The sequence below is a fragment of the Bacillus sp. B1-WWTP-T-0.5-Post-4 genome (genome assembly GCF_009183795.1).
In the GTDB taxonomy this organism is placed as follows: Bacteria; Bacillota; Bacilli; order Bacillales; family Bacillaceae_G; genus Bacillus_A; species Bacillus_A cereus.
This window is the reverse complement of record NZ_WEIJ01000002.1, coordinates 75,693-97,932: the sequence shown is the minus strand read 5'-3', so window position 1 is coordinate 97,932 and position 22,240 is coordinate 75,693. Positions and strand designations below refer to the sequence as shown.

The following is a 22,240-nucleotide window of genomic DNA, read 5'->3' as shown; positions in this document are numbered from 1 at the left end:
GAACCACGAAAACACATTCGTCCCTTTCCTAGGGAAGAATGTGTTTTTTTTATAGTATTATAGATTGAAAATTTAAAATAATTAAAAATATTATTGATTTTGTTTTTTATGCGAGTATAATGAGTTAACAAATAAACATGAACGAAAAAAGTAGCGATAAGGACACGAAATCATTTTTACGGTTTACAGAGAGGGAAGCCAAGGGTGTGAGCTTCCTAACACGAGAAATGATTTTACCACCTTTGAACTTCAATAGTGAACGAGTAATCTAGTAATTATTGACGGTATCAGCCGTTATCTGAACTTGAGCAATCTAGGAGGAGGTACGTCTAGATTGGAACAAGGGTGGAACCACGAAAACACATTCGTCCCTTTCCTAGGGAAGAGTGTGTTTTTTTATTACTTTGAAAGGAGGTGCGGTAATATGAAACGATTTATAAGTACGGAAACCACCACCTGCATGACAAAAAAGCAGAGTAAGGTGATTTATAGATGTAACAATTAAACTTTTAGGAGGAGATTAGAAGATGAATAACGTTATAAATGTTGGGGTATTAGGTTTAGGTACGGTCGGAAGTGGTGTTGTTCATATTTTGAAAGAACATTATAAAAAAATCGCACTTGATACAGGATACGAAGTGAAAGTGAAAACAGTCGTTGTACGTGATTTGGAAAAAGAACGCGATGTTTGTATTGATGGAATTGCAGTAACAAGTCATGCAGATGAAGTTCTAAATGATTCAAATATTGATATTGTAGTAGAGGTAATGGGTGGAATTGAAGAAGCAAAGCAGCATATTGTTAAGGCTTTACGAAATAAAAAGCATGTCGTAACAGCAAATAAAGATTTAATGGCTGTATATGGTGCAGAGCTTCTTCAACTGGCGAACGATAATGATTGTGATTTATGTTACGAAGCGAGTGTAGCGGGCGGTATTCCAGTGTTAAGAGGACTAACTGATGGGCTAGCATCAGATCAAATTGAAAAAATAATGGGAATTGTAAATGGTACAACAAATTATATGTTAACAAAAATGAGTCAAAATGGATGGTCTTATGAAGAGGCTTTACAGGAAGCACAAAAATTAGGCTTTGCAGAATCGGATCCGACAGCAGATGTAGATGGACTAGATGCGGCAAGAAAAGTAGCAATTCTTGCAAACTTAGGTTTTTCGATGAATGTTTCATTAGATGATGTGCAAGTAAGAGGGATTCGAAAGGTCGAAAAAGAAGATTTACAAATGGCTGAAAAGTTAGGATTTACTATGAAGTTAATTGGTAAGGCTGAAAAACAAGGACCAGCCATTCATTTAAGTGTAGAACCGACGCTTTTACCGAGCCAGCATCCATTATCAAATGTGAATAATGAATTTAATGCGGTGTATGTCCATGGCCAAGCGGTAGGAGAAGTAATGTTTTATGGACCCGGAGCTGGGAAGTTACCGACTGGTTCTGCTGTAGTAAGTGATATTATTTCAATCGTTAAAAATATGAATCAAGTTCCGAAAAATAAAAGTGCGTTAAAAGAACCAGTTCCTTATGAATTACAAGGTGATGAAGAAGTAGTTTCGAAATATTTCTTACGTATTTCATTACGAGATGAGCCTGGGATGTTACAAAAAATAACAGAATGTTTCGTTAATTATTCTGTAAGTTTAAAAGAGGTTATTCAATTACCTTTAAACCGTGAACTGGCAGAAGTCGTTGTTGTGACACATCGAACTTCTAAGTATCAATTTGAACGAGTTTTAGAAGCGATAGAAGCTGTCGCAAGTGAAATAAACAGTTACTACATTATTGAGGAGGAAAAACAATATGTATAAAGGACTATTAAAACAGTATGCGTCTTATTTACCAGTGAATGAAAATACACCTGATGTCAGCTTAATGGAAGGAAACACGCCACTTATTCCATTATTAAATATATCAAAACAATTAGGGATTCAGCTATACGGTAAGTACGAAGGAGCGAATCCGACAGGTTCTTTTAAAGATCGTGGTATGGTCATGGCAGTTGCTAAGGCGAAAGAAGAAGGTTCAGAAGCAATCATTTGTGCATCAACAGGTAATACATCAGCATCAGCTGCAGCATATGCGGCACGTCTTGGGATGAAATGTATTATCGTAATACCAGAAGGAAAGATTGCACATGGAAAATTAGCGCAAGCGGTCGCTTATGGAGCTGAAATTATTTCAATAGAAGGGAATTTCGATGATGCACTTAAGGCTGTAAGAAATATTGCTGCAGAAGAGCCGATTACGTTAGTAAATTCAGTGAATCCTTATCGAATTGAAGGGCAAAAAACGGCAGCATTTGAAATTTGTGACCAATTGCAAAATGCACCAGATGTTCTAGCTATCCCTGTTGGGAACGCAGGAAATATTACAGCATATTGGAAAGGTTTCTGTGAATATGAGAAAGAAAAAGGTTATAAGAAGCCAAGAATCCATGGTTTTGAAGCGGAAGGAGCAGCTGCAATTGTAAAAGGGCATGTAATTGAAGAACCTGAAACAATTGCAACAGCGATTCGCATCGGTAACCCAGCAAGTTGGTCGTATGCAGTAGAGGCTGCCGAGCAGTCTCGTGGTGAAATAGATATGGTATCAGATGAAGAAATTTTACATGCGTATAGGTTATTAGCAAAAACTGAAGGAGTTTTCGCTGAACCAGGATCAAATGCTTCATTAGCCGGCGTAATTAAACATGTTGAATCTGGAAAAATCAAAAAGGGAGAAACAGTTGTTGCAGTATTAACTGGAAATGGTTTGAAGGATCCTGATATCGCTATTTCTTCAAATCAACTAGACATCGCAAATGTGTCAAATGATATAGAACAAATTAAAGATCATATTAAAGGGGTGATTATGTCGTGATACCATTTAGCGTTCGTGTCCCTGCTAGTACGGCGAATGTTGGTCCTGGATTTGATTCAGTTGGAATAGCTTTGTCATTGTATTTAGATGTGGTGGTTAAAGAAAAAGCTGATAAATGGCAAGTAATCCATTCCTTTGAAGAATCAATTCCAGCAGACGATAAAAATTTAATCGTTAGCACGGCATGTAAAGTATGTCCTTCTATATCACCCCATATAATAGAAGTTACTAGTAATATCCCATTAACGAGAGGGCTAGGAAGTAGTGCATCAGCGATTGTAGCTGGGATAGAGCTTGCGAATCAACTAGGCAATTTGAACTTAACTGCTGATCAAAAAGTTCAAATTGCTACAAATTTTGAAGGACATCCTGATAATGTTGCTGCTTCTATATTAGGTGGAACTGTAATTGGAGCACTTGATGGAAAGGATGTTTCCGTCGTAAGAATTGAGAGCAAGGAATTAGGTGTAGTTTCTCTCATTCCGAATGAAGAATTAAATACAGATGAAAGTCGATCTGTATTACCAAAGATGTTTCCGTTTCATGAGGCAGTTAAAGCGAGTGCGATAAGTAACGTATTAGTAGCTGCATTATGTCAAAAGCGGTGGGAAGTTGTAGGTGAAATGATGGAGAGAGACCATTTTCACGAGCCATATCGTTTAGAACTCGTACCGTTATTACCATCTATTCGTAAATGCGCAAAAGAATTTGGTGCGTACGGCACAGCACTTAGCGGTGCGGGACCATCTATTTTTATATTAGCACCATATGAGAAACGTCAAGAAATCGCTGGGCAGTTAGCGAGAGTATTTACAGATATGAAAGTATGTGAGCTTGAAATCGACCATAAAGGTATTATTGTAAATAAGGAAGAGCATATTGGATCGTAAAGAAAGCTGGCATGGCTAGCTTTCTTTACGTTGCAAACCTATTTTAAATTAGGTTTTTTCGGAAGAAAATATAAAACAAATGTTGATTTTGAATAATGTAAGTAAAGAGTGCATTCATTTTGGAGGTGATTACATGAATAAAGAGTCACCAGAAGAAAAAAGAGAGCGTATGAGACAAAGTGAATTAAAAAGTAATCCTACGGGTTCTTTACGTGACGGACTCAATAGAGCGGAAACAGGTAGTCCAGTTGATATAGCAGGCGGTATGAATTGGAAAGGCACAGGAATAATCATTTTAGTACTATTTTTAGGATACATTGTATACACTTATTTTTTCAGTTGAAGAATGCTTGTTAAAATTTTGATTTGCTTAGTTTCATAATTATTGAGAAAAAAACGCAGTTACTGTATTACATATCTTCTAAGCAAGTTATAGTTGTTCATATCAACTTTTAATACTCCAAATAGAGCTAGCAAAATGCTAGCTCTATTATTTTTTGCCACATTCCTGTAACAAAGCACCTGTATATTCATTGGTGGAGGTGCAGAGGATGAAAAAAATGATAGCGATATGTCTTCTTACAACTATGTCGTTTTCGACTTTAGTCGGTTGTGACGTAAAAGGTAGTAATGCTGTACAAGAGTCTAAAATAAAGAAAGCGACGTATAAAGATTTTACTTATGATGTAAATCCAGAAACATTCACATTAACTGTAGAACATGAGGGGGTAAAGGAACAGGCATCACAACCCCTACCGAAAATGAAGGTATCGAATGTAAAAAAAGAAAAGGATCGTACATCGTGGGAATATCCAGATCAAAAAGTAAAAATAAAATTAGAAAAGAAAAAAGACCACTTAAACATTGAAGTGGAATCGACTGGTGCAGAAAGCTTTACATGGCCGAAAGTAGAAGCTGAAAATTATACACTTCCGTTATGGGAGGGTAAGCAAATTCCGAGCAATGATGAGAATTGGAAGAAGTTTTTAAAGGATGATGCATATTCATTTGCTGAATCATTTTCTATGAAGTTTTTCGCATTAAATGGTTCGAAATATTCAATTGTATATATTGCAAAGAATATGTTTAATAATGAATTGAAATTTCATTCGGATCCGAAAATAGGATTTGATTTTACACATGAATTTCCGAGCATAAATAAAAATAAAACATATGGATTTCAATTATATGTGACAAATAATGATGCGGTAAGCATTACTAAACTGTATAAGGATGATATTGTTCAAAAAGGTGAATTTAAAACATTACAAGAAAAGGCTAGAAAAAATAAAGAAATCGAAAAGTTATATGGAGCGGCGCATTTTTATTTTTGGAATCAAAATGGTTTATCAGAAAGTAATATAAATTGGTCAAAACTAAGAGAGCAAATAAATAGCCCGCTGTTTAGTCATATAAAAGAACTTATTCAAAAGAATAGTTCAGAGCCTGGGGAACTGAATGTATTAGATCAAGTAAGTAAACAAGATTTTATTGATAAGTATCAAAAAAATGTTATTTTACGTTATATAAACGAAGTGTTATCTATGAAGGAATTTTATAAAGAGGATATTTTTCAAAACGTTAATCAGGAAGCTAGTGTGCTATTAAAGAAAGGTGTAGGTCACTTAACGAATACAGAATTGTATAGCTTAAATAAGCATTTATTAAAGTCGCTACTTGGTGATGCGGTTGAAGAGGTAAGTAAATGGGGTAATGCAGATGGAACGGACATACTAAAGGAAATGAAAGAGGCAGGAATAGAAAAAGCATGGATTGGTCTGCCGAACTGGGAACAAGGATTTATGCAACCTAATTTCGTGACAAAAGCTAAGGAAATGGGGTATTTAGTTGGTCCGTATGATTCGTATCATTCCATTCACGAAAAAAGTGATAAAAATTGGAACACAGCATCCTTTAATGACCCATCATTATACGAAGAGGCTACTGTAACGAAGAAAAACGGAGAAAAGGTGCAAGGCTTTTTAGGTAGAGGTCGCAAATTAAACCCGACTTTATCGCTGCCTAGTGTAAAGGAACGCATGAATGATATATTACAAAATGGTCCTAAATATAATTCATGGTTTATTGATTGTGATGCGACAGGTGAAATTTACGATGACTATTCAGCGAAACATATAACGACGCAAGAGCAAGATTTAAAAGCACGTTTAAAACGAATGGACTACATTGCGCAAGAAAAGGATATGGTCGTTGGTTCTGAAGGCGGAAATGATTTTGCTAGTAGTACGATTGCATTTGCACACGGGATTGAAACACCTGTTATTAAATGGGACGATGAAGATATGCGGAAAAATAAAACAAGTCCGTATTATGTCGGTGGATATTGGTCACCAAATCAAAATGTGCCTGAAAAATATGCAAAACAAGTACCATTGAAAGAAGAATATAAACAAGTATATTTAAACCCAGTATATTCGGTACCATTATATAAATTAGTATACAATGATTCCGTTATTACAACGCATCATTGGGAATGGGGAAGTTTAAAGGTAAAAGATGAAGTTGGAAATCGAATGCTGTCTGAATTATTGTATAATGTTCCTCCGTTGTACCATTTAGATGAAGTAGAGTGGGATAAGCATAAAAAAGAAATTACAGAGCATCTAAAAGTTTGGAATGAAGTTCATGAAAAAGCAGTAAAAGAAGAGATGACGAATTTTGCGTATTTATCAGAAGATAAGCTAGTACAATCTATTTCTTATGGAAAAGATATTAAAATCATTGTGAACTTCTCAAATGAAGACATGGAAATAGAAAAAACGAAAATAAAAGCAAAGTCGGCTTACATTGATAATCAGGGGAAAAAAAGTGTGTATACGCCGTTTGAGAAATAATAAAGTTAAATATACTGTATTCATAGAGATTTTATAATTAGCTGGATTCTTTATTCATATCGTTTGTTAGGAAAAAGACATTCTAATTTAAAATGAAAGAGTTAATAAATTTGTAAATCCGCATGTTGCGAAGTGCTAAATTTTTGAAATTGGTAAATAGTGACTTGCCAAAAATAAGTACGAGAGTATAATGTGAAATGGAATACGTATTGGGTTTAAGTAGTAACCTTACAAAATTGTAAGGTTAGTGAAAGGAAATTCAATATGAAGATAAATAGACTTACATTATACTTGGTAAAGAGAAAGAGAGGCGAATGGGTATGAGCTCTGAATTAGAACAAAATACGAGAAGTAATAAAAAGCGTTCTAAAAGAAAGTCAATAAAATGGTTCATATTAATTCCATTTTTCCTACTTATTTTTGGAGGAGTAGGATATGGTTCGTTTATATATAATAAAGCAAAAGCTGTTGTAAATGATGCGTATGCAAAAATTGATAAGTCATCAAAGCGTGATAAAGAAGTCGAACCTTTAAAGGATAATATTTCAATATTAATCATGGGTGTAGATGGAAGTGAAATGAGAAAAAGCCAATATGGCGAAGCAGTTCGAACAGATGCACTTTTATTAGCAACAATTAATAAAGATGATAAGTCTGTTAAGCTAGTAAGTATTCCACGTGATTCACGTGTTTACATTCCAACTAGAAAAAAATTAGATAAAATTACTCATGCTCACGTATTTGGTGGCGTAGAAAGCACACGCGATACGGTGGAAAGATTTTTGAATGTACCTGTTGATTATTATGTGAAGTTTAACTTTGAATCATTCGTACAAATTGTCGATTCAATTGGTGGTATTGATATTGATGTACCAGTTACTTTCACTGAACAAGATAGTAAAGACCAAGCTGGTATGATCCATTTAGAAAAAGGTTACCAACATTTAAATGGAGAACAAGCTCTTGCACTTGCAAGAACGCGTAAAATTGATAGTGACGCAATGCGTGGACAGAGACAGCAACTTGTAATAGAAGCAATTGCTAAAAAAGCGATGTCTGTTCAATCAATTAGCAAAATGGGCTCTTTACTGGATGCGGTTGATAAAAATATGAAAACGAACTTAACATTTGACGATATGCTGGCCATTACAAAAAATATGGCAGGATCTAATTTGGAAATGGAAAAAATGCAAATAGAAGGTACAGATAAACGTATCGGTGGTATTTATTATTACATTCCAAATGAAAAAAATGTAAAAGATATTTCAAAAAAATTAAATGATCATTTAGGTGTAACGCCAAAATCAGTCCGAAACGAATAATAAAAAAAGATTGGCTTTTGCCAATCTTTTTTTTTGGAATGTATTTGTAACTTTTCTGTAACGATTTTTTAGTTTAGAAAAATTATACTCATATGTATGAGTATAATGGATAGGTAAAAAAGTAAAAGGACATATTCAAAATTTGTGGTAAGGAAAGATATCATATGCAGAAATGGTTAAGCATGATGGGAATTATCTTTATATTGACTGGATGTAAAATGTCTGAAGCTCCAACAAGTCTAATGGAAGCTCCTACAAATGAAAAATGGATTAATGAATTAAAGGAACAAATTGATAAAGATTTACCTGTTAATTATCGCTTACTTACTCCAATGTCTAACAAAGATAAACAGATGATTTGGTCAATGAATTTTAAACAAGATAATAAGAAAGAAGCCATCTTATTTTATAAATTGCCGAATGAAGATCATAGCGTATATTTAGCCGTATATGAAGAAATCGGAAATGGCTGGAGAATAAAGTCCACACATAAATTTGATGGTGGAGATGTAGATATCGTTGAAGTCGGTGATTTTACAGGGAACGGGAAGAGAGAGTTGTTAATCGGAATCTCTGTAAATCGTGAATCGTTAGAACATGTTATGTATGTTTTTTCGGAAGAAAATGAAGAGATGAAGGAAATATATAATCGAAGTTATACGAAGTTATTCATAGAGGATCTAAATGAAAATGGACTGAAAGATATAAGCCTTGTTACATTTGAAAAAGATGAGAAGCTGACAGTTGAGTTCATGGAACAATTTAAGACTTTATCTGAAGTGTCATACGATCCATTTATAAATAGTATTCAAAGAATACAAATGGGGCGTATATCTAAATCACTAAAGGCGGTAGTAATTGATGCAGGAGTTGGCGCTCATTCAGGTATAACTTATGTAGCAAAATTTGATCAGGATCATTATGAAGTATTACCTATAGGTGGGAAAGAAGATTTATTTAATGAATATGTTGTAGAAAGTAAAGATGTTAATGAAGACGACATTATTGAATTTGTTCGTACTGTACGTCCAAAAGGTTGGGAGGATAAATCACATGGTGATAGTCCGCTTTTTGAACGTTACATACAGTGGAGTGAATCTGGAATTAAACCAATTGAAGAACGATATATAGATATAGAAAAAGGGTATTATGTGAAAATTCCTAAAGAGTTAATAGGGAAAATTACAATACCAGATCAGCAAAAAGAATCAAATTCTCAAAAGTTTTTGGATACAAGAACAAATAAAATATGGCTTGAAGTTCATATTTTTAAGCGGAAAGAATGGTTCAATATAAAAGGCTACAGCGCAGCAATTAAAACGGCTTCTCACGTATATGCAGTACCGAAGCAATCGGAATTTGAAAAAGTGAAAGCATATATAAAACCACTAGCGGATTATCAACAAGAGTAGGAGGTGGGAATTATGTCAAAAATTTTAGTTTTAGAAGATGAATTAACGATCCGTAGCTTTATTGTTTTAAATTTAAAACGTGCTGGATTTTATGTAATAGAAGCTACTACTGGAGAAGAAGCATTACAGATTTTGAGTGAGCAAACTGTTGATATAGCACTGCTGGATGTAATGTTACCGGGGATTGATGGTTTAGAAGTTTGTAAGGCTATCAGGAAAGAAAATAAAAAAATGGGTATTATTATGTTAACCGCACGTGTACAAGATGAAGATAAGGTGCAAGGACTAGGAATAGGTGCAGATGATTATATTGCAAAACCGTTTAGTCCAGTAGTATTAACTGCACGTATACAGTCTTTATTAAGAAGAATAGAAGTACATGAAGAAAAAACGAATATTGTTACGTCAGGTCCATTTTCGTTAAATATTATAGAAGAAAGATTGTATAAAGATGGACAATTAGTCGATTTAACACCTACAGAGTATATGATATTACAGTATTTAATGAATCAGGCTTCAAAGCCAGTTTCGCGTGATGAAATTTTAAATATGATTTGGGGAACCAATTACGTAGGTGAGACGAAAGTAGTAGATGTAAATATGAGACGGTTACGTCAAAAGATAGAATGTAATCCATCAGAACCTGAATTTATTCTTACGGTGTGGGGAAAAGGATATGTGTGGAAGGAAAGTATGAGATGAAACGGAAAGTGACTTTATATTTTATGACGGTCATTACACTTATGCTTGTATTATTTGAAGTTGTATTTTCAGTCTCAATTTATCGATACTATTATAATGGTATTGTGCAATATATAGAGTCTCATGCGAAAACGAGTACACGTTTTTTTTCAGAATACAATTCACTATACTTTATTCGATTACAAGAATATAGTGGTGACATAATTAGTAGCTTTCAATTAGAAGGAACAGAATTACAGTTAATTGATCGTCACGGCTCGGTTATACAATCTTCAAGTGGTGAAAAGGTAGAAGGTAAAGTGAATATTCCACAATCATTATTAGAAGGTGAAATGTATAATCAAGTTACTACGAAAGGTAATAAAAAACAACTAGAGGTGCTAAGCCCACTTATACATCAAGGACAAACTATTGGTGTTTTAAAATATACGACTGTTTTAACAAATGTAAATAAAAAGATTATTGAAATTATTACGTTTACTATTTCTGTAGGTATTGTTATTTCGGGAGTCGCCTTCTTAATTAGTAGACGTTTGGCAAATTCATTTGTTGAGCCAATTGAATCCATTATTCAAGCCTCTTCACAAATTGCAGAAGGCACATTAAAGCAAAAAATTAAAGAAGATTATCCTGGAGAATTAGGTGAATTGGCACATAGTTTAAATTATATGGCCTATAAAATAGATAAGGCTGAGCAGATGAAAAATGAATTCATTGCTTCTATTTCGCACGAAATACGAACGCCTTTAACAGGAATTAAAGGTTGGAGTGAGACGTTAAAAACAGTAGATCATTTAACAGAAGAAGAAATAAAGCAAGGTATGGGCATTATTTCAGGTGAGACAGATAGATTGATTCATTTAGTAGAAGAATTGCTAGATTTTTCAAGATTACAATCAAATCATTTTAATTTATATAAACAAAAGGTGCAGTTGTACGATATACTAGAGGAGACGATTTGGCAATTAACTCCTAAATCGGAAGAGAAGGAAATTCAATTTATTACTACTATAGACCGAATTGAATTGATGGGAGATCGAAATAGGTTAAAGCAAGTTTTCTTGAATATTGTTCAAAATGCAATTAAGTATTCACATAAAAAAAGTACAATACACATTGAAGCGACTAAAATAGAAGGACAAGCAGTGATTAAGGTAAGAGACGAAGGGATTGGAATTGCTAAAGAACATTTACCATATATTGAGCAATCATTTTACCAAATTAATAATCATGCTGCAGGTGCAGGTATTGGTTTAGCTATCGTTAAAAAAATGGTAGAGCTTCATGGCGGTGTGCTTAGTGTTACAAGCAAAGAAGGAATAGGAACAACAATTTTGATAAAACTCCCATTATAATACAAATAAAATCTATTTATATGGTGAAATAAAAATAAATAGATGTATAATTATATTGGGCGATTTATATATAAGATTAATAGGGAGAGGAATTCGATAGAATGGAAAAAGCTTTAAAAATTAAACAAATAGTAGTCGTTTTAATAGCGATTGCCGCAGTAGCTATTGGGTATTACATGTTTCAATCAATTACTTCACCAGCAAAAGCTGTTGCGAAACAAGAAAATGTAGTGCAGCTTGCAAGTGAACAGCCGAAAGTTGAAATGAATAAAACGGCACCAAGTCGTTTTAATGGAAAAGAAAGAAAAGTTGCTTATCTTACATTTGACGATGGGCCAGGGAAATATACGGCTGAATTATTAAATACGCTAAAACAACATGATGCGAAGGCGACGTTCTTTTTAATTGGAGCGAATGTAAAAGAATTTCCTGATTTAGTGAAACGTGAAAATGCTGAGGGTCATTATGTAGGCATGCATAGTATGACACATAATTTCGCAAAGTTATATAAAAATGGCGAGTATGTAAATGAGATGAAAGAAGATCAAGGTTTAATCGCTAATATTATTGGGAAATCACCTAAATTAACACGTCCTCCATATGGTTCGATGCCTGGATTGAATGAAGGTCTTCGAAATAAAGTGGTAGAAGGCGGATTTAAAGTATGGGATTGGACAATTGATTCATTAGATTGGAGATACAATAAAATGCCAGTTGATGCAGCTGCAGCACAAATTGCTCAAAACGTATTAACAAACGCAACAAAACCACAAGAAGTAATTTTAATGCATGATATTCACCCGCAATCAGTTGCTGCTGTGCCAGCAATTTTAAAGGGGCTAAAAGAAAAAGGTTATGAGTTTGAAGCTTATCATGAAGAGAGTCACTTCCCAGTGAACTTCTGGCATGATAACCGTATGTAATGGAGGAATGAACGTTGAAGTATGGAAAAGTAGCAGTAGTTGGAGCATTATCAGTAGGACTTTTAACAGGTTGTTTCGGTGAAAAGCCAGAAGAAAATCTATATACAGCTTTTGAAACAGCAGCAACACAAGAAAAATCTTTAGTGGATGAAGCAAAAAAATTAGAGCAGTTAGAGAAACAAGGGCAAGAATTATATGCTCAAATTTTGCAAGAAGGTAAAGATCATAATGAAGCAGTTGTGAAGAAAATAGAGCAAGCTACTGCAAATGTAGATGATCGTGAAAAAGTATTGAAAAGTGAGAAAGAAATGCTAGAAAAAGCACAGAAGGAAACGAAATCTGTTCAAAGTAATATAGAGAAGATTGAAGATAAGAAGTTACAAAAACAAGCAAAAGCAGTAGAAGAGTCGTATAAGAATCGTTATGATGCATTCCAAAAGATGAATGAAAATTACACGAAAGTGTTAGCAACTGAAAAAGAACTGTATGAAAAATTAAAAGTAAAAGAAACGAAATTAAAAGAAATCGGTGAAAAAGTTAAAACTGTTAATGAATTAAATGTGGAAGCACAAAAGTCGAAAGAGCAGTTTAACAAATTTACAAAAGAGTATAATGACAGTAAATTAGCATTCTACAAAGGTGCAGAAATTAAGATTAAAGATCAGAAATAAAGAAGAATCTAAAGTGTAATAAAAAGCCGGAGAAACATCGTTATAAATGTTTTTTCGGTTTTTTACGTTAAATGAATAGAAAAGACTGGAATTGATATCATAAAAGAGTTATAGTGAGTTATTCTAAGGGAAACATTGTAAAGTAAGGAGAATAGGAATATGTCATATGAATTTTTACTCAAATTAGGTTTAGCACTCTTTTTAGGATTATTCATCGGGATAGATAGGCAGCTAAAGAATAAACCACTTGGTGTGAAAACAAGTATGGTTATTTCTGTAGCAAGTTGTTTAATTACGATGGTTTCAATTGAATCTGTGCATGTATATTCTGTTCCAGGACATACAAATATGGATCCGATGCGACTGGCCGCTCAAATTGTTAGTGGAATTGGTTTTCTTGGCGCAGGTGTCATTTTACGAAGAAGTAATGACGTTATTTCTGGATTAACAACAGCTTCTATGGTGTGGGCTGCTTCAGCTTTAGGAATCGCAATTGGTGCGGGATTTTATTTACAAGCGACAGTTGCTATGGTTTTAATTATTTTAGCGATTAATGTACTTCCGCAACTTGTGAAAATTGCAGGACCGTATTCATTAAGACAAAAGGATTTATCTATAAAAATTACTGTTAAAGAGCATCATGAGTTAGATGGTATATTTAAGCAAATTAAAAATTTAGGCATGCATGTGAAACGCGTGAAAATTAAAGATATAGATAGTGGAGCATTTCAGCAACTAGAGATGGTTATTTTAGCTCCAGAAGATTTATATACAACAGAATTATATAGTTCCCTGAAAGAGATTGATCGAGTAGTTTCAGTTGAAGTGGAAAGTAGATAATTGTGATAAAAAAGAGTGAAGTGAATTCACTCTTTTTTATTTGGATTTTTAAGGAATGAAATTGATATAATGATGAGTAATAAAGGGGGAGAAATGATGGGAATACATATTAGAAGAGCAATAAAGGATGATATACAAGGTATAGCAAAGGTGCATGTCGATAGTTGGAAAGCAACGTATAAAGGGATATTTGCTGACGAAATTCTAGATAATATAGCATATGAGAAACGAGAAAAACAATGGGAAGATATTTTTCAAAAAGAAGGTAATCATCAATTTAGATTTGTAGCAGAGAATTTAAATGGAGAAATAGTTGGATTCATCGATGGGGGGATAGAAAGAACTGATACATATAATTGTGATGGAGAATTATATGCAATCTACCTTTTACAAGAGTATCAAGGAATGAAAATAGGACAAAAGTTATTTCAAGCGTTACTATCAGAATGTGTAAAGAATGATATGCAATCACTTTTAGTTTGGGTTGTTACGAATAATCCTTCTAAAAAGTTTTATGAAAAATTTAACCCTGAAAAAATTGATACGAAATTTTTAGAGAGAGTAAGGGTAGAAGAAACAGCGTATTGTTGGAGAGATTTAAATTTGTTACAAAAACAAACAGCTATATAGATTTATACATATAATAATATTATGTAAATATATCATAGGGAAAGGTATACCTCATTTGGTGTACCTTTTTATTAATCCATCAAAAAATGGATTAATAAAAAATAGTAGGTAATTAGTTTGAAAGCAAGAAATTTTCTAGTGTACTTTTAACTAGATTAAAGAAAAGAAAGAAAAAAATAAAAATTTAATTTGATAAAAAAATTCTGAAATATACTCTTGAATTGAATATCATTATCAATTAGAATCATAATTGATAACGATGTTCAATTATCAATTGTAATATGAAATTCTCATAGCGTTAATATAAAGAGGAGGACCAACATGCAGCATGCGAAACAAATCGCAGAACATGCAACATTACAAAGCTTTTTAAACTGTTATTTAAGAGAAACAGGGAGTGGAGAATGGATTACAGAGGATGAAAGAATGAAGAGTATCTTCAGTAATACGTTGAATAGAGATACAGTCCCCACATATTTATGTTGTCGGCTATCGGCACAGAACGTTACTTTGTATGGAGAAGTTATATATAAATCATCAACAGATCGCCATTTGTTTGGAGAACAATTTTATTATCAAATTGGAGATAGTCATTCTGTTATTACAGCAGATTATGTTACAGTTATTACATTTTTAATAAAAGAGATGTCTATCAACTACGGAGAAGGAACGAATCCTGCGGAACTTATGCTTCGAGTTATCCGTAGTTGTCAAAATATTGAGGAATTTACAAAAGAGAGAATAGAAGATACATCCGCATTATACGGTTTTCATACAACTTTTATAGAAGCGGAGCAGTCTTTATTATTTGGGCATTTAACTCATCCTACACCAAAGAGTAGACAGGGGATATTGGATTGGAAAAGTGCAATGTATTCTCCAGAATTAAAAGGAGAATGTCAGCTTCATTATTTTCGGGCACATAAAAGTATAGTAAATGAAAAATCATTATTATCAGATTCTACAACAATGATTATAAAAGAAGAATTAAGTAATGATGAGATGGTTAGTAAGGAATTTATAGCGAAGTACTGTAAGGAAGATCAATATGCATTAATTCCAATTCATCCGCTTCAGGCAGAATGGCTCTTGCATCAAGCTTACGTACAAGATTTGATAGTTCAAGAATTGCTTGAGTATATTGGTCCTGTAGGTAAGTATTATATGGCAACATCATCACTAAGGACGCTATATCATCCCAATTCGAAGTATATGCTTAAGTTTTCATTTCCGGTGAAAGTAACGAATTCAATGCGTATTAATAAACTGAAAGAACTTGAGAGTGGTCTTGAAGGGAAGGAAATGTTAAATACGGCTATTGGTGAAGTACGAGAAAGATTTCCAGGATTTGATTTTATTTGTGATCCAGCCTTTATTACATTAAATTATGGAACACAAGAATCTGGATTTGAAGTGATTATTCGTGAGAATCCTTTTTATAGTGAACATGCAAACGACGCAACATTAATTGCTGGGCTAGTTCAAGACGCTATACCTGGGGAGCGTACGCGGTTATCGAATATTATTCATCGCCTAGCAGATTTAGAAAGTAAAAGCTGTGAAGAAGTAAGCTTAGAGTGGTTTAGACGATATATGAATATTTCTTTAAAGCCAATGGTATGGATGTATTTACAGTATGGTGTTGCATTAGAAGCTCATCAGCAAAATAGCGTTGTTCAGCTAAAAGATGGTTATCCGATCAAATATTATTTCCGTGATAATCAAGGATTTTATTTCTGTAACTCAATGAAAGAGATGCTTAATAATGAATTAGCTGGTATTGGAGAACGTACTGGAAATTTATATGACGACTATATTGTGGATGAGAGATTTCGTTACTACTTAATTTTCAATCATATGTTTGGCCTCATTAATGGTTTTGGCACAGCAGGATTAATTAAGGAGGAAATTCTTCTCTCGGAATTAAGGTCTGTACTTGAATCATTTCTTCCATATAACCGGGAACCTTCTACATTTTTAAGAGAATTATTGGACGAAGATAAGTTAGCGTGTAAAGCAAATTTACTAACGAGATTTTTCGATGTCGATGAGTTAAGTAATCCATTGGAGCAAGCTATTTATGTGCAAGTACATAATCCACTCGTTAGAGAAGTGGCTGTTCGTTCATAAATAACGTTAAAATTTCACGTAATACAAATAATGGTATTTTGTCATAAGGTGGAGGGTTTTATGAGAGTGGACATGTATCATACGAAAGTATTGAAGGCGCTCGAATCAGAAGATTACATTTCAGTACGAAGAAGAGTGCTACGTCAATTAGTAGAATCGTTAATTTATGAGGGGATTATTACACCGGTTCGCATAGAAAAAGAAGAACAACTTCTTTTTCTAATACAAGGACTTGATGAAGAAGACAAAAGTGTCACGTACAAATGCTATGGCAGGGAACGGATGACATTTGGACGTATTTCGTTAGACTCATTAATAGTAAGAGTTCAAGATGAACAGCAAGAAATACAGTCTGTCTCGCAATTTCTAGAAGAAGTTTTTCGGGTTACTAGTGTAGAACAAGCTAAATTAGATTCTTTTATGCACGAATTAGAACAAACAATATTTAAAGACACGATTGCACAATATGAAAGAAATAATAAGAGAGAATATACTCAAAAATCTTACGATGAGTTTGAAAGCCAATTAATAGATGGCCATCCATACCATCCTAGTTATAAAGCACGTGTTGGATTTCAATATCGTGACAATTTTCAATATGGTTATGAATTTATGCAGCCAATAAAACTCATATGGATTGCAGCACATAAGAATTATGCGACTGTAGGTTATGAGAATGAAGTGATGTATAACAACCTTTTAAAAGAGGAGATTGGCGATCGTAAATTAGAAGAGTTTATGGAACGAATTCGTAATAAGGGATGTAATCCAAAACAGTACGTGTTTATACCTGTTCACCCATGGCAGTGGGAGAATTTCATCATTTCAAATTATGCGGATCATATACAGGGTAAATTTATTATTTATTTAGGAACATCAGAGGACGATTATTGCGCGCAACAGTCAATGAGAACGTTAAGAAATATTACGAGTCCAAAGAAACCGTACGTTAAATTATCGATGAATTTACTCAACACTTCAACACTTCGTACGCTGAAACCATACTCTGTTGTGAGTGCACCAGTAATATCAAATTGGTTAAATGATGTTGTAAGTAATGACGCCTATTTAATGGATGAAGCACGTTTAATCTTGTTAAGTGAGTTTTCAAGTGTAACGTATGACACGAATAAGAAAGCTATATATGGTTCATTAGGATGTATTTGGCGCGAAAGCGTTCATAAGTATTTAGATGCACAAGAGGATGCAATTCCTTTTAATGGTTTATACGCTAAAGAGAAAGATGGTACACCAATTATTGATGCGTGGTTGAATAAATATGGAATGAAGGATTGGCTACAATTACTTATTCAAAAAGCGATAATACCAGTTATACATCTTGTTGTAGAGCATGGCATCGCACTGGAATCACATGGACAAAATATGATTCTAGTCCATAAAGAAGGGGTGCCTGTTCGTATTGCGTTAAAGGATTTTCATGAAGGGCTTGAGTTTTATCGTCCATATTTGAAAGAAGTTGACAAATGTCCCGACTTTACTAAAATGCATAAAACATATGCGAATGGAAAAATGAATGATTTCTTTGAAATGGATGGCATTGAATGTTTGCAAGAGATGGTGTTAGATGCACTATTCCTGTTTAATTTAGGAGAATTAGCATTCGTACTTGCGGATGAATATGGATTGAAAGAAGAACATTTTTGGATGATGGTTGTTGAAGAAATTGAAGATCATTTAAGAATATATCCACATTTGAAAGGTAGATTTAAAAATATTCAATTATATGCACCTACATTCTATGCTGAACAATTAACGAAACGTCGATTATATATGGATGTGGAATCGCTTGTTCATGAAGTTCCAAATCCATTGTATAGAGTAAGAAAACTTATGAAACAAAAATCAATTGTTACAGGGGGAAATTATGCTAATCGTTAATAAACAAGAGTATAGCAAAAGTGATTTTAATTTGAGATTACAAGTTTATGAGGAATTGGAACAATTTCAAGAAGCAGAAGGAAATAGATTTGCACTTTGTCTGAAAGATCCATTCGATATTATTACGCTTGTGTTTTTCTTAAAAGAAAAGAAATCATCAGTATTACTTATACATGAAGATACGCCAAAAGAAACGGTTATTGAAATGGCAAAGCGTGCAAATTGTGTAGGAGTTTTATATGGAGAATATGGCGATTTTACAAAATTAGAAGTAGGGAACTTTTTACTAGAAGAGCCTTCTTTATTGCAATATAGTTCGGGAACTACGGGAGAACCGAAACTGATTCGTAGAGCATGGACGGAAGTTGATACAGAAATTACTGCCTATAATGAAGCTTTAAACTGTGAAGTAGATGAAGTGCCAATCGTTATGGCTCCTGTTTCACATTCATACGGACTAATATGTGGTACGTTATCAGCAATTACGAGGGGGAGCAAACCTGTAATCATTACGAACAAAAATCCTAAATTCGCATTAAATATAGTTCGCAATACAGAAAAACATATCATATATGCAGTACCACTTATGTTACACATTATGGGGAGTTTTCCATTAGGAACGTTCCAGTTTCATAAAATTATGACATCAGGATCGCCTTTGCCAGAAGCACTATTTTATAAACTAAAAGAAATGACAACATATATGATGCAGCAATACGGTTGTTCTGAAGCAGGTTGTATTAGTATATGTCATGATATGAAAAGCCATTTAGATTTAGGAAACCCTCTACCTCATGCAAGTATTAGCATAGGTTCAGATGAAAATGCACCGGAAGAAATTGTCGTGAAAATGAATGATAAGGAAATTTTCACGAAAGATTTAGGTTATAAATCTGAGCGTGGCATTCATTTTATGGGGCGTATGGACGATGTAATTAATGTTTCAGGATTAAAAGTCTTTCCTATAGAGGTAGAAGAAACGATGCTTCGATTGGAAGGTGTGCAAGAGGCAATTGTATATCGAGGGAAACATCCTGTGATGGGCGAAATAGTTAAAGCGAAAGTGATCTCTCATGTTGATCCAGTGAAAATAAGAGAATGGTGTATTCAGCACTTACCTTCTTATAAAGTTCCGTATGAAATTGAAAGTGTAAATGAAATTCCTAAAAATAAAACTGGAAAAGTAAGTAGAAAGTTACTAGAGATGGGAGAGGTTACAACATGAGACGGGAAGCGTTAAAGAATGCCGTGTTAAAAATTATGATAGAAAAAATGGAACTGAAAAATGTAACGCATTTAGAAGAAACGATGCGCTTAAATCAAGATTTATATATAGATTCGGTAATGATGTTACAGCTTATTGTATACATAGAAATGGATGTAAAGCTATGCGTTCCAGAGGATGAGGTAGATCCAAAGGCATTTCTTACTGTAGGATCTTTGCTTGATTTTATGGAGGAGTTAGAGCCGTTACAGGAAGTAAATGTGAATAACTAACCTTTAGGAAAGTGGATGAGAGTATGACTTCAATTAAAGTGCACTGTTTAGTGAGTTGTTTTTGTGAAATTATAAAAAGGCGTAGCGACATTGATTTTCGTCCATTTTATTTTGGACTATGGGATGGAGATTTTGATATAACAGAAGGCGGAATTATTTCATATCACTCTGAAAACATTAACCATGATCATTATTTACTTTGGTTTGAAAAATTGTACGGTATTAAAGTAAACGAATGGTATGATCATGCAAAAGATAAAGATAGCAATGTAGAAACGTTTTTAGAATTAGTAGAAAACAAGCCAGAAAATCGTTATGTCATTGTAATGGTTGATATGTCTCTATTACCAGAGAGGGAAAATAAATTTCATCAAAAACCGTTTCCACATTATTTAATGATATCAAAAACAGAGAAAGAAGAAGAGTGGTTCATGCTAGATCCAGATTTTCGTTGGGAAGGAAATATGGAAAGAGAAAAAGTACTTCACTCTATTCAAGATAACCCATTTGGTGGAGGGTATTTCATTGATATAGAAGGAATTGGGGAGCCAACGCAAGAAATAGTAGCTAGTTATTTCACAGAAACATTCAAAAAGAACGACAATGAACTGACTATGGAACTGAAAAAATTAATTGTAAAAATGGCAAATGAGGAAGAAGGATATGCGCTTTCTGGACTTGTAGCAGCAGTAAAACAAATACCAGTACTTGCAATTCGTAAATATAGTTATGAGCATGCCTTTGCATACTTCCGTGAAACGTTGCAATATTCGGAGCAAGAATTTGATTATTGGTGTGATCGGGTAGAGGATATTGTACAAGGATTTACAAATGTACAGTATCGTGCAATTAAAATGGCAATGACGAATAATAAAGGTATGCTAGTATCAATTATTGAAAAACTGGATGAAATGAATGCAATTGAACTGCAGATTAAGAAGGAATTAGAGAGACAGTTTCTATCATGGAAAGGTATGAAAACAAATCAATCTGTCGCAACTCTTTAATAAGCTAACTGAATTTAAGATAGGGGAGTTTAATGCTATGAAATATTCACTATGTACCATTTCATTTCGTCATCAATTAATTTCATTTACTGATATTGTTCAATTTGCATATGAAAACGGTTTTGAAGGAATTGAATTATGGGGGACTCATGCACAAAATTTGTATATACAAGAACGCGAAACGACAGAACGAGAATTGACTTTTCTAAAGGATAAAAACTTAGAAATTACGATGATAAGTGATTACTTAGATATATCATTATCAGCAGATTTTGAAAAAACGATAGAGAAAAGTGAACAACTTGTAGTACTAGCTAATTGGTTTAATACGAATAAAATTCGCACGTTTGCTGGGCAAAAAGGGAGCAAGGACTTCTCGGAACAAGAGAGAAAAGAGTATGTGAAGCGAATACGTAAGATTTGTGATGTGTTTGCTCAGCACAATATGTATGTGCTGTTAGAAACACATCCCAATACACTAACGGACACATTGCCTTCTACTATAGAACTATTAGAAGAAGTAAATCATCCGAATTTAAAAATAAATCTTGATTTTCTTCATATATGGGAGTCTGGCGCAGATCCAATAGACAGTTTCCATCGATTAAAGCCGTGGACACTACATTACCATTTTAAGAATATATCTTCAGCGGATTATTTGCATGTGTTTGAACCTAACAATGTATATGCTGCAGCAGGAAGTCGTATTGGTATGGTTCCGTTATTTGAAGGTATTGTAAATTATGATGAGATTATTCAGGAAGTGAGAGGTACGGATCTTTTTGCTTCCTTAGAATGGTTTGGACATAATGCAAAAGAGATATTAAAAGAAGAAATGAAAGTATTAATAAATAGAAAATTAGAAGTAGTAACTTCGTAATGTGAAATGATGTGAGAGTCTCGTTTTAGAGGCTCTTTTTTTATGGTAAAAAATAACCAAAAATTTCCATGTATTTTAATTTGAATTTAACACAATTTATATATAAATAAGGAGGTGATTGGTAATGGCTAGAAATCGTAATTCTAATCAATTAGCATCACATGGAGCACAAGCAGCTTTAGATCAAATGAAATATGAAATTGCACAAGAGTTTGGTGTACAACTTGGCGCTGATACTTCTTCACGTGCAAACGGTTCTGTAGGCGGTGAAATTACAAAACGCCTTGTAGCGATGGCAGAACAACAACTTGGTGGCGGATATACTCGCTAATTGTAGAAGGTTATAGGAGAAA

The 22,240-nt window shown here is 33.7% G+C and carries 20 protein-coding genes and 2 other annotated features (1 of these 22 running past the window's edge); all 20 genes read left to right on the top strand.

Features of this window, described 5'->3' with window-relative positions; all coding sequences use genetic code 11:
- Nucleotides 1–28, top strand: a binding site (T-box leader); it begins 204 nt to the left of the window's first position.
- A gap of 116 nt (nucleotides 29–144) precedes the next feature.
- Nucleotides 145–376 (top strand) — a binding site (T-box leader).
- Nucleotides 377–527: 151 nt separating this feature from the next.
- The 20 genes from GBN91_RS06115 to GBN91_RS06020 all read left to right on the top strand — a co-directional run bounded on the left by GBN91_RS06115 (nucleotide 528) and on the right by GBN91_RS06020 (nucleotide 22,218).
- Complete coding sequence (locus tag GBN91_RS06115; RefSeq protein ID WP_001066901.1) at nucleotides 528–1,823, top strand: homoserine dehydrogenase; 1,296 nt, start codon at nucleotides 528–530, stop codon at nucleotides 1,821–1,823.
- The gene (thrC, locus tag GBN91_RS06110) at nucleotides 1,816–2,874 is read left to right on the top strand and encodes a threonine synthase (RefSeq protein ID WP_000276437.1); all 1,059 of its coding nucleotides are present in this window, start codon (nucleotides 1,816–1,818) and stop codon (nucleotides 2,872–2,874) included. Before GBN91_RS06115 ends, thrC begins: the two co-directional genes overlap by 8 nt.
- Nucleotides 2,871–3,764, top strand: coding sequence for a homoserine kinase (thrB, locus tag GBN91_RS06105; protein ID WP_000612098.1), 894 nt, complete (start codon nucleotides 2,871–2,873; stop codon nucleotides 3,762–3,764). The genes thrC and thrB overlap by 4 nt, the downstream gene beginning before the upstream one ends.
- A gap of 133 nt (nucleotides 3,765–3,897) precedes the next feature.
- Entirely contained in the window at nucleotides 3,898–4,107 is a 210-nt protein-coding gene (locus tag GBN91_RS06100) for a DUF6366 family protein (protein WP_001031482.1), read from the top strand.
- Nucleotides 4,108–4,315: 208 nt separating this feature from the next.
- Complete coding sequence (locus tag GBN91_RS06095) at nucleotides 4,316–6,619, top strand: glycoside hydrolase (protein WP_086388633.1); 2,304 nt, start codon at nucleotides 4,316–4,318, stop codon at nucleotides 6,617–6,619.
- A 320-nt stretch (nucleotides 6,620–6,939) separates the two neighbouring features.
- Complete coding sequence (locus GBN91_RS06090; protein ID WP_001987131.1) at nucleotides 6,940–7,941, top strand: LCP family protein; 1,002 nt, start codon at nucleotides 6,940–6,942, stop codon at nucleotides 7,939–7,941.
- A gap of 164 nt (nucleotides 7,942–8,105) precedes the next feature.
- Nucleotides 8,106–9,353, top strand: coding sequence for a hypothetical protein (locus GBN91_RS06085; protein ID WP_152121316.1), 1,248 nt, complete (start codon nucleotides 8,106–8,108; stop codon nucleotides 9,351–9,353).
- A 12-nt stretch (nucleotides 9,354–9,365) separates the two neighbouring features.
- Nucleotides 9,366–10,055, top strand: a complete 690-nt coding sequence (locus tag GBN91_RS06080) for a response regulator transcription factor (protein WP_000036071.1) — start codon at nucleotides 9,366–9,368, stop codon at nucleotides 10,053–10,055.
- Entirely contained in the window at nucleotides 10,052–11,410 is a 1,359-nt protein-coding gene (locus GBN91_RS06075; RefSeq protein ID WP_000824532.1) for a sensor histidine kinase, read from the top strand. Before GBN91_RS06080 ends, GBN91_RS06075 begins: the two co-directional genes overlap by 4 nt.
- Nucleotides 11,411–11,511: 101 nt before the next feature.
- Complete coding sequence (locus GBN91_RS06070) at nucleotides 11,512–12,333, top strand: peptidoglycan-N-acetylglucosamine deacetylase (protein WP_000409484.1); 822 nt, start codon at nucleotides 11,512–11,514, stop codon at nucleotides 12,331–12,333.
- Between the two features lie 14 nt (nucleotides 12,334–12,347).
- Nucleotides 12,348–13,004, top strand: coding sequence for a YkyA family protein (locus GBN91_RS06065; protein WP_000873566.1), 657 nt, complete (start codon nucleotides 12,348–12,350; stop codon nucleotides 13,002–13,004).
- A gap of 159 nt (nucleotides 13,005–13,163) precedes the next feature.
- Nucleotides 13,164–13,844: an MgtC/SapB family protein gene (locus GBN91_RS06060; RefSeq protein WP_000119510.1), complete on the top strand. Its 681-nt coding sequence runs from the start codon at nucleotides 13,164–13,166 to the stop codon at nucleotides 13,842–13,844.
- Nucleotides 13,845–13,937: 93 nt separating this feature from the next.
- A complete protein-coding gene (locus GBN91_RS06055) occupies nucleotides 13,938–14,474 on the top strand; it encodes a GNAT family N-acetyltransferase (protein ID WP_012593210.1) in 537 nt (178 codons plus the stop codon).
- A 321-nt stretch (nucleotides 14,475–14,795) separates the two neighbouring features.
- Nucleotides 14,796–16,604 carry an IucA/IucC family protein gene (locus tag GBN91_RS06050; protein ID WP_001163343.1) on the top strand — a complete coding sequence of 603 codons (1,809 nt, stop codon included), beginning with the start codon at nucleotides 14,796–14,798 and terminating at the stop codon, nucleotides 16,602–16,604.
- Nucleotides 16,605–16,664: 60 nt separating this feature from the next.
- Nucleotides 16,665–18,503, top strand: a complete 1,839-nt coding sequence (locus GBN91_RS06045) for an IucA/IucC family protein (protein WP_001261828.1) — start codon at nucleotides 16,665–16,667, stop codon at nucleotides 18,501–18,503.
- A complete protein-coding gene (locus tag GBN91_RS06040) occupies nucleotides 18,490–19,728 on the top strand; it encodes an AMP-binding protein (RefSeq protein WP_000909583.1) in 1,239 nt (412 codons plus the stop codon). The genes GBN91_RS06045 and GBN91_RS06040 overlap by 14 nt, the downstream gene beginning before the upstream one ends.
- Nucleotides 19,725–20,000: a petrobactin biosynthesis protein AsbD gene (gene asbD, locus GBN91_RS06035; RefSeq protein WP_001250560.1), complete on the top strand. Its 276-nt coding sequence runs from the start codon at nucleotides 19,725–19,727 to the stop codon at nucleotides 19,998–20,000. The genes GBN91_RS06040 and asbD overlap by 4 nt, the downstream gene beginning before the upstream one ends.
- A gap of 23 nt (nucleotides 20,001–20,023) precedes the next feature.
- Nucleotides 20,024–21,007, top strand: coding sequence for a DUF6005 family protein (locus GBN91_RS06030; protein ID WP_000200702.1), 984 nt, complete (start codon nucleotides 20,024–20,026; stop codon nucleotides 21,005–21,007).
- 37 nt (nucleotides 21,008–21,044) lie between these two features.
- On the top strand, nucleotides 21,045–21,887 hold the full coding sequence (locus GBN91_RS06025; protein WP_000877670.1) for a sugar phosphate isomerase/epimerase family protein: 843 nt from the start codon (nucleotides 21,045–21,047) through the stop codon (nucleotides 21,885–21,887).
- Between the two features lie 124 nt (nucleotides 21,888–22,011).
- Nucleotides 22,012–22,218, top strand: coding sequence for an alpha/beta-type small acid-soluble spore protein (locus GBN91_RS06020; RefSeq protein WP_000113545.1), 207 nt, complete (start codon nucleotides 22,012–22,014; stop codon nucleotides 22,216–22,218).
- Nucleotides 22,219–22,240: the final 22 nt, after the last annotated feature.

What these genes read in the sequence shown, in the direction of transcription:
- GBN91_RS06115 (WP_001066901.1), top strand. Translation starts at nt 528, where the DNA reads ATGAATAACGTTATAAATGTTGGGGTATTAGGTTTAGGTACGGTCGGA.
- thrC (WP_000276437.1), top strand. Translation starts at nt 1,816, where the DNA reads ATGTATAAAGGACTATTAAAACAGTATGCGTCTTATTTACCAGTGAAT.
- GBN91_RS06100 (WP_001031482.1), top strand. Translation starts at nt 3,898, where the DNA reads ATGAATAAAGAGTCACCAGAAGAAAAAAGAGAGCGTATGAGACAAAGT.
- GBN91_RS06095 (WP_086388633.1), top strand. Translation starts at nt 4,316, where the DNA reads ATGAAAAAAATGATAGCGATATGTCTTCTTACAACTATGTCGTTTTCG.
- GBN91_RS06090 (WP_001987131.1), top strand. Translation starts at nt 6,940, where the DNA reads ATGAGCTCTGAATTAGAACAAAATACGAGAAGTAATAAAAAGCGTTCT.
- GBN91_RS06085 (WP_152121316.1), top strand. Translation starts at nt 8,106, where the DNA reads ATGCAGAAATGGTTAAGCATGATGGGAATTATCTTTATATTGACTGGA.
- GBN91_RS06080 (WP_000036071.1), top strand. Translation starts at nt 9,366, where the DNA reads ATGTCAAAAATTTTAGTTTTAGAAGATGAATTAACGATCCGTAGCTTT.
- GBN91_RS06075 (WP_000824532.1), top strand. Translation starts at nt 10,052, where the DNA reads ATGAAACGGAAAGTGACTTTATATTTTATGACGGTCATTACACTTATG.
- GBN91_RS06070 (WP_000409484.1), top strand. Translation starts at nt 11,512, where the DNA reads ATGGAAAAAGCTTTAAAAATTAAACAAATAGTAGTCGTTTTAATAGCG.
- GBN91_RS06060 (WP_000119510.1), top strand. Translation starts at nt 13,164, where the DNA reads ATGTCATATGAATTTTTACTCAAATTAGGTTTAGCACTCTTTTTAGGA.
- GBN91_RS06055 (WP_012593210.1), top strand. Translation starts at nt 13,938, where the DNA reads ATGATGGGAATACATATTAGAAGAGCAATAAAGGATGATATACAAGGT.
- GBN91_RS06050 (WP_001163343.1), top strand. Translation starts at nt 14,796, where the DNA reads ATGCAGCATGCGAAACAAATCGCAGAACATGCAACATTACAAAGCTTT.
- GBN91_RS06045 (WP_001261828.1), top strand. Translation starts at nt 16,665, where the DNA reads ATGAGAGTGGACATGTATCATACGAAAGTATTGAAGGCGCTCGAATCA.
- GBN91_RS06040 (WP_000909583.1), top strand. Translation starts at nt 18,490, where the DNA reads ATGCTAATCGTTAATAAACAAGAGTATAGCAAAAGTGATTTTAATTTG.
- asbD (WP_001250560.1), top strand. Translation starts at nt 19,725, where the DNA reads ATGAGACGGGAAGCGTTAAAGAATGCCGTGTTAAAAATTATGATAGAA.
- GBN91_RS06030 (WP_000200702.1), top strand. Translation starts at nt 20,024, where the DNA reads ATGACTTCAATTAAAGTGCACTGTTTAGTGAGTTGTTTTTGTGAAATT.
- GBN91_RS06025 (WP_000877670.1), top strand. Translation starts at nt 21,045, where the DNA reads ATGAAATATTCACTATGTACCATTTCATTTCGTCATCAATTAATTTCA.
- GBN91_RS06020 (WP_000113545.1), top strand. Translation starts at nt 22,012, where the DNA reads ATGGCTAGAAATCGTAATTCTAATCAATTAGCATCACATGGAGCACAA.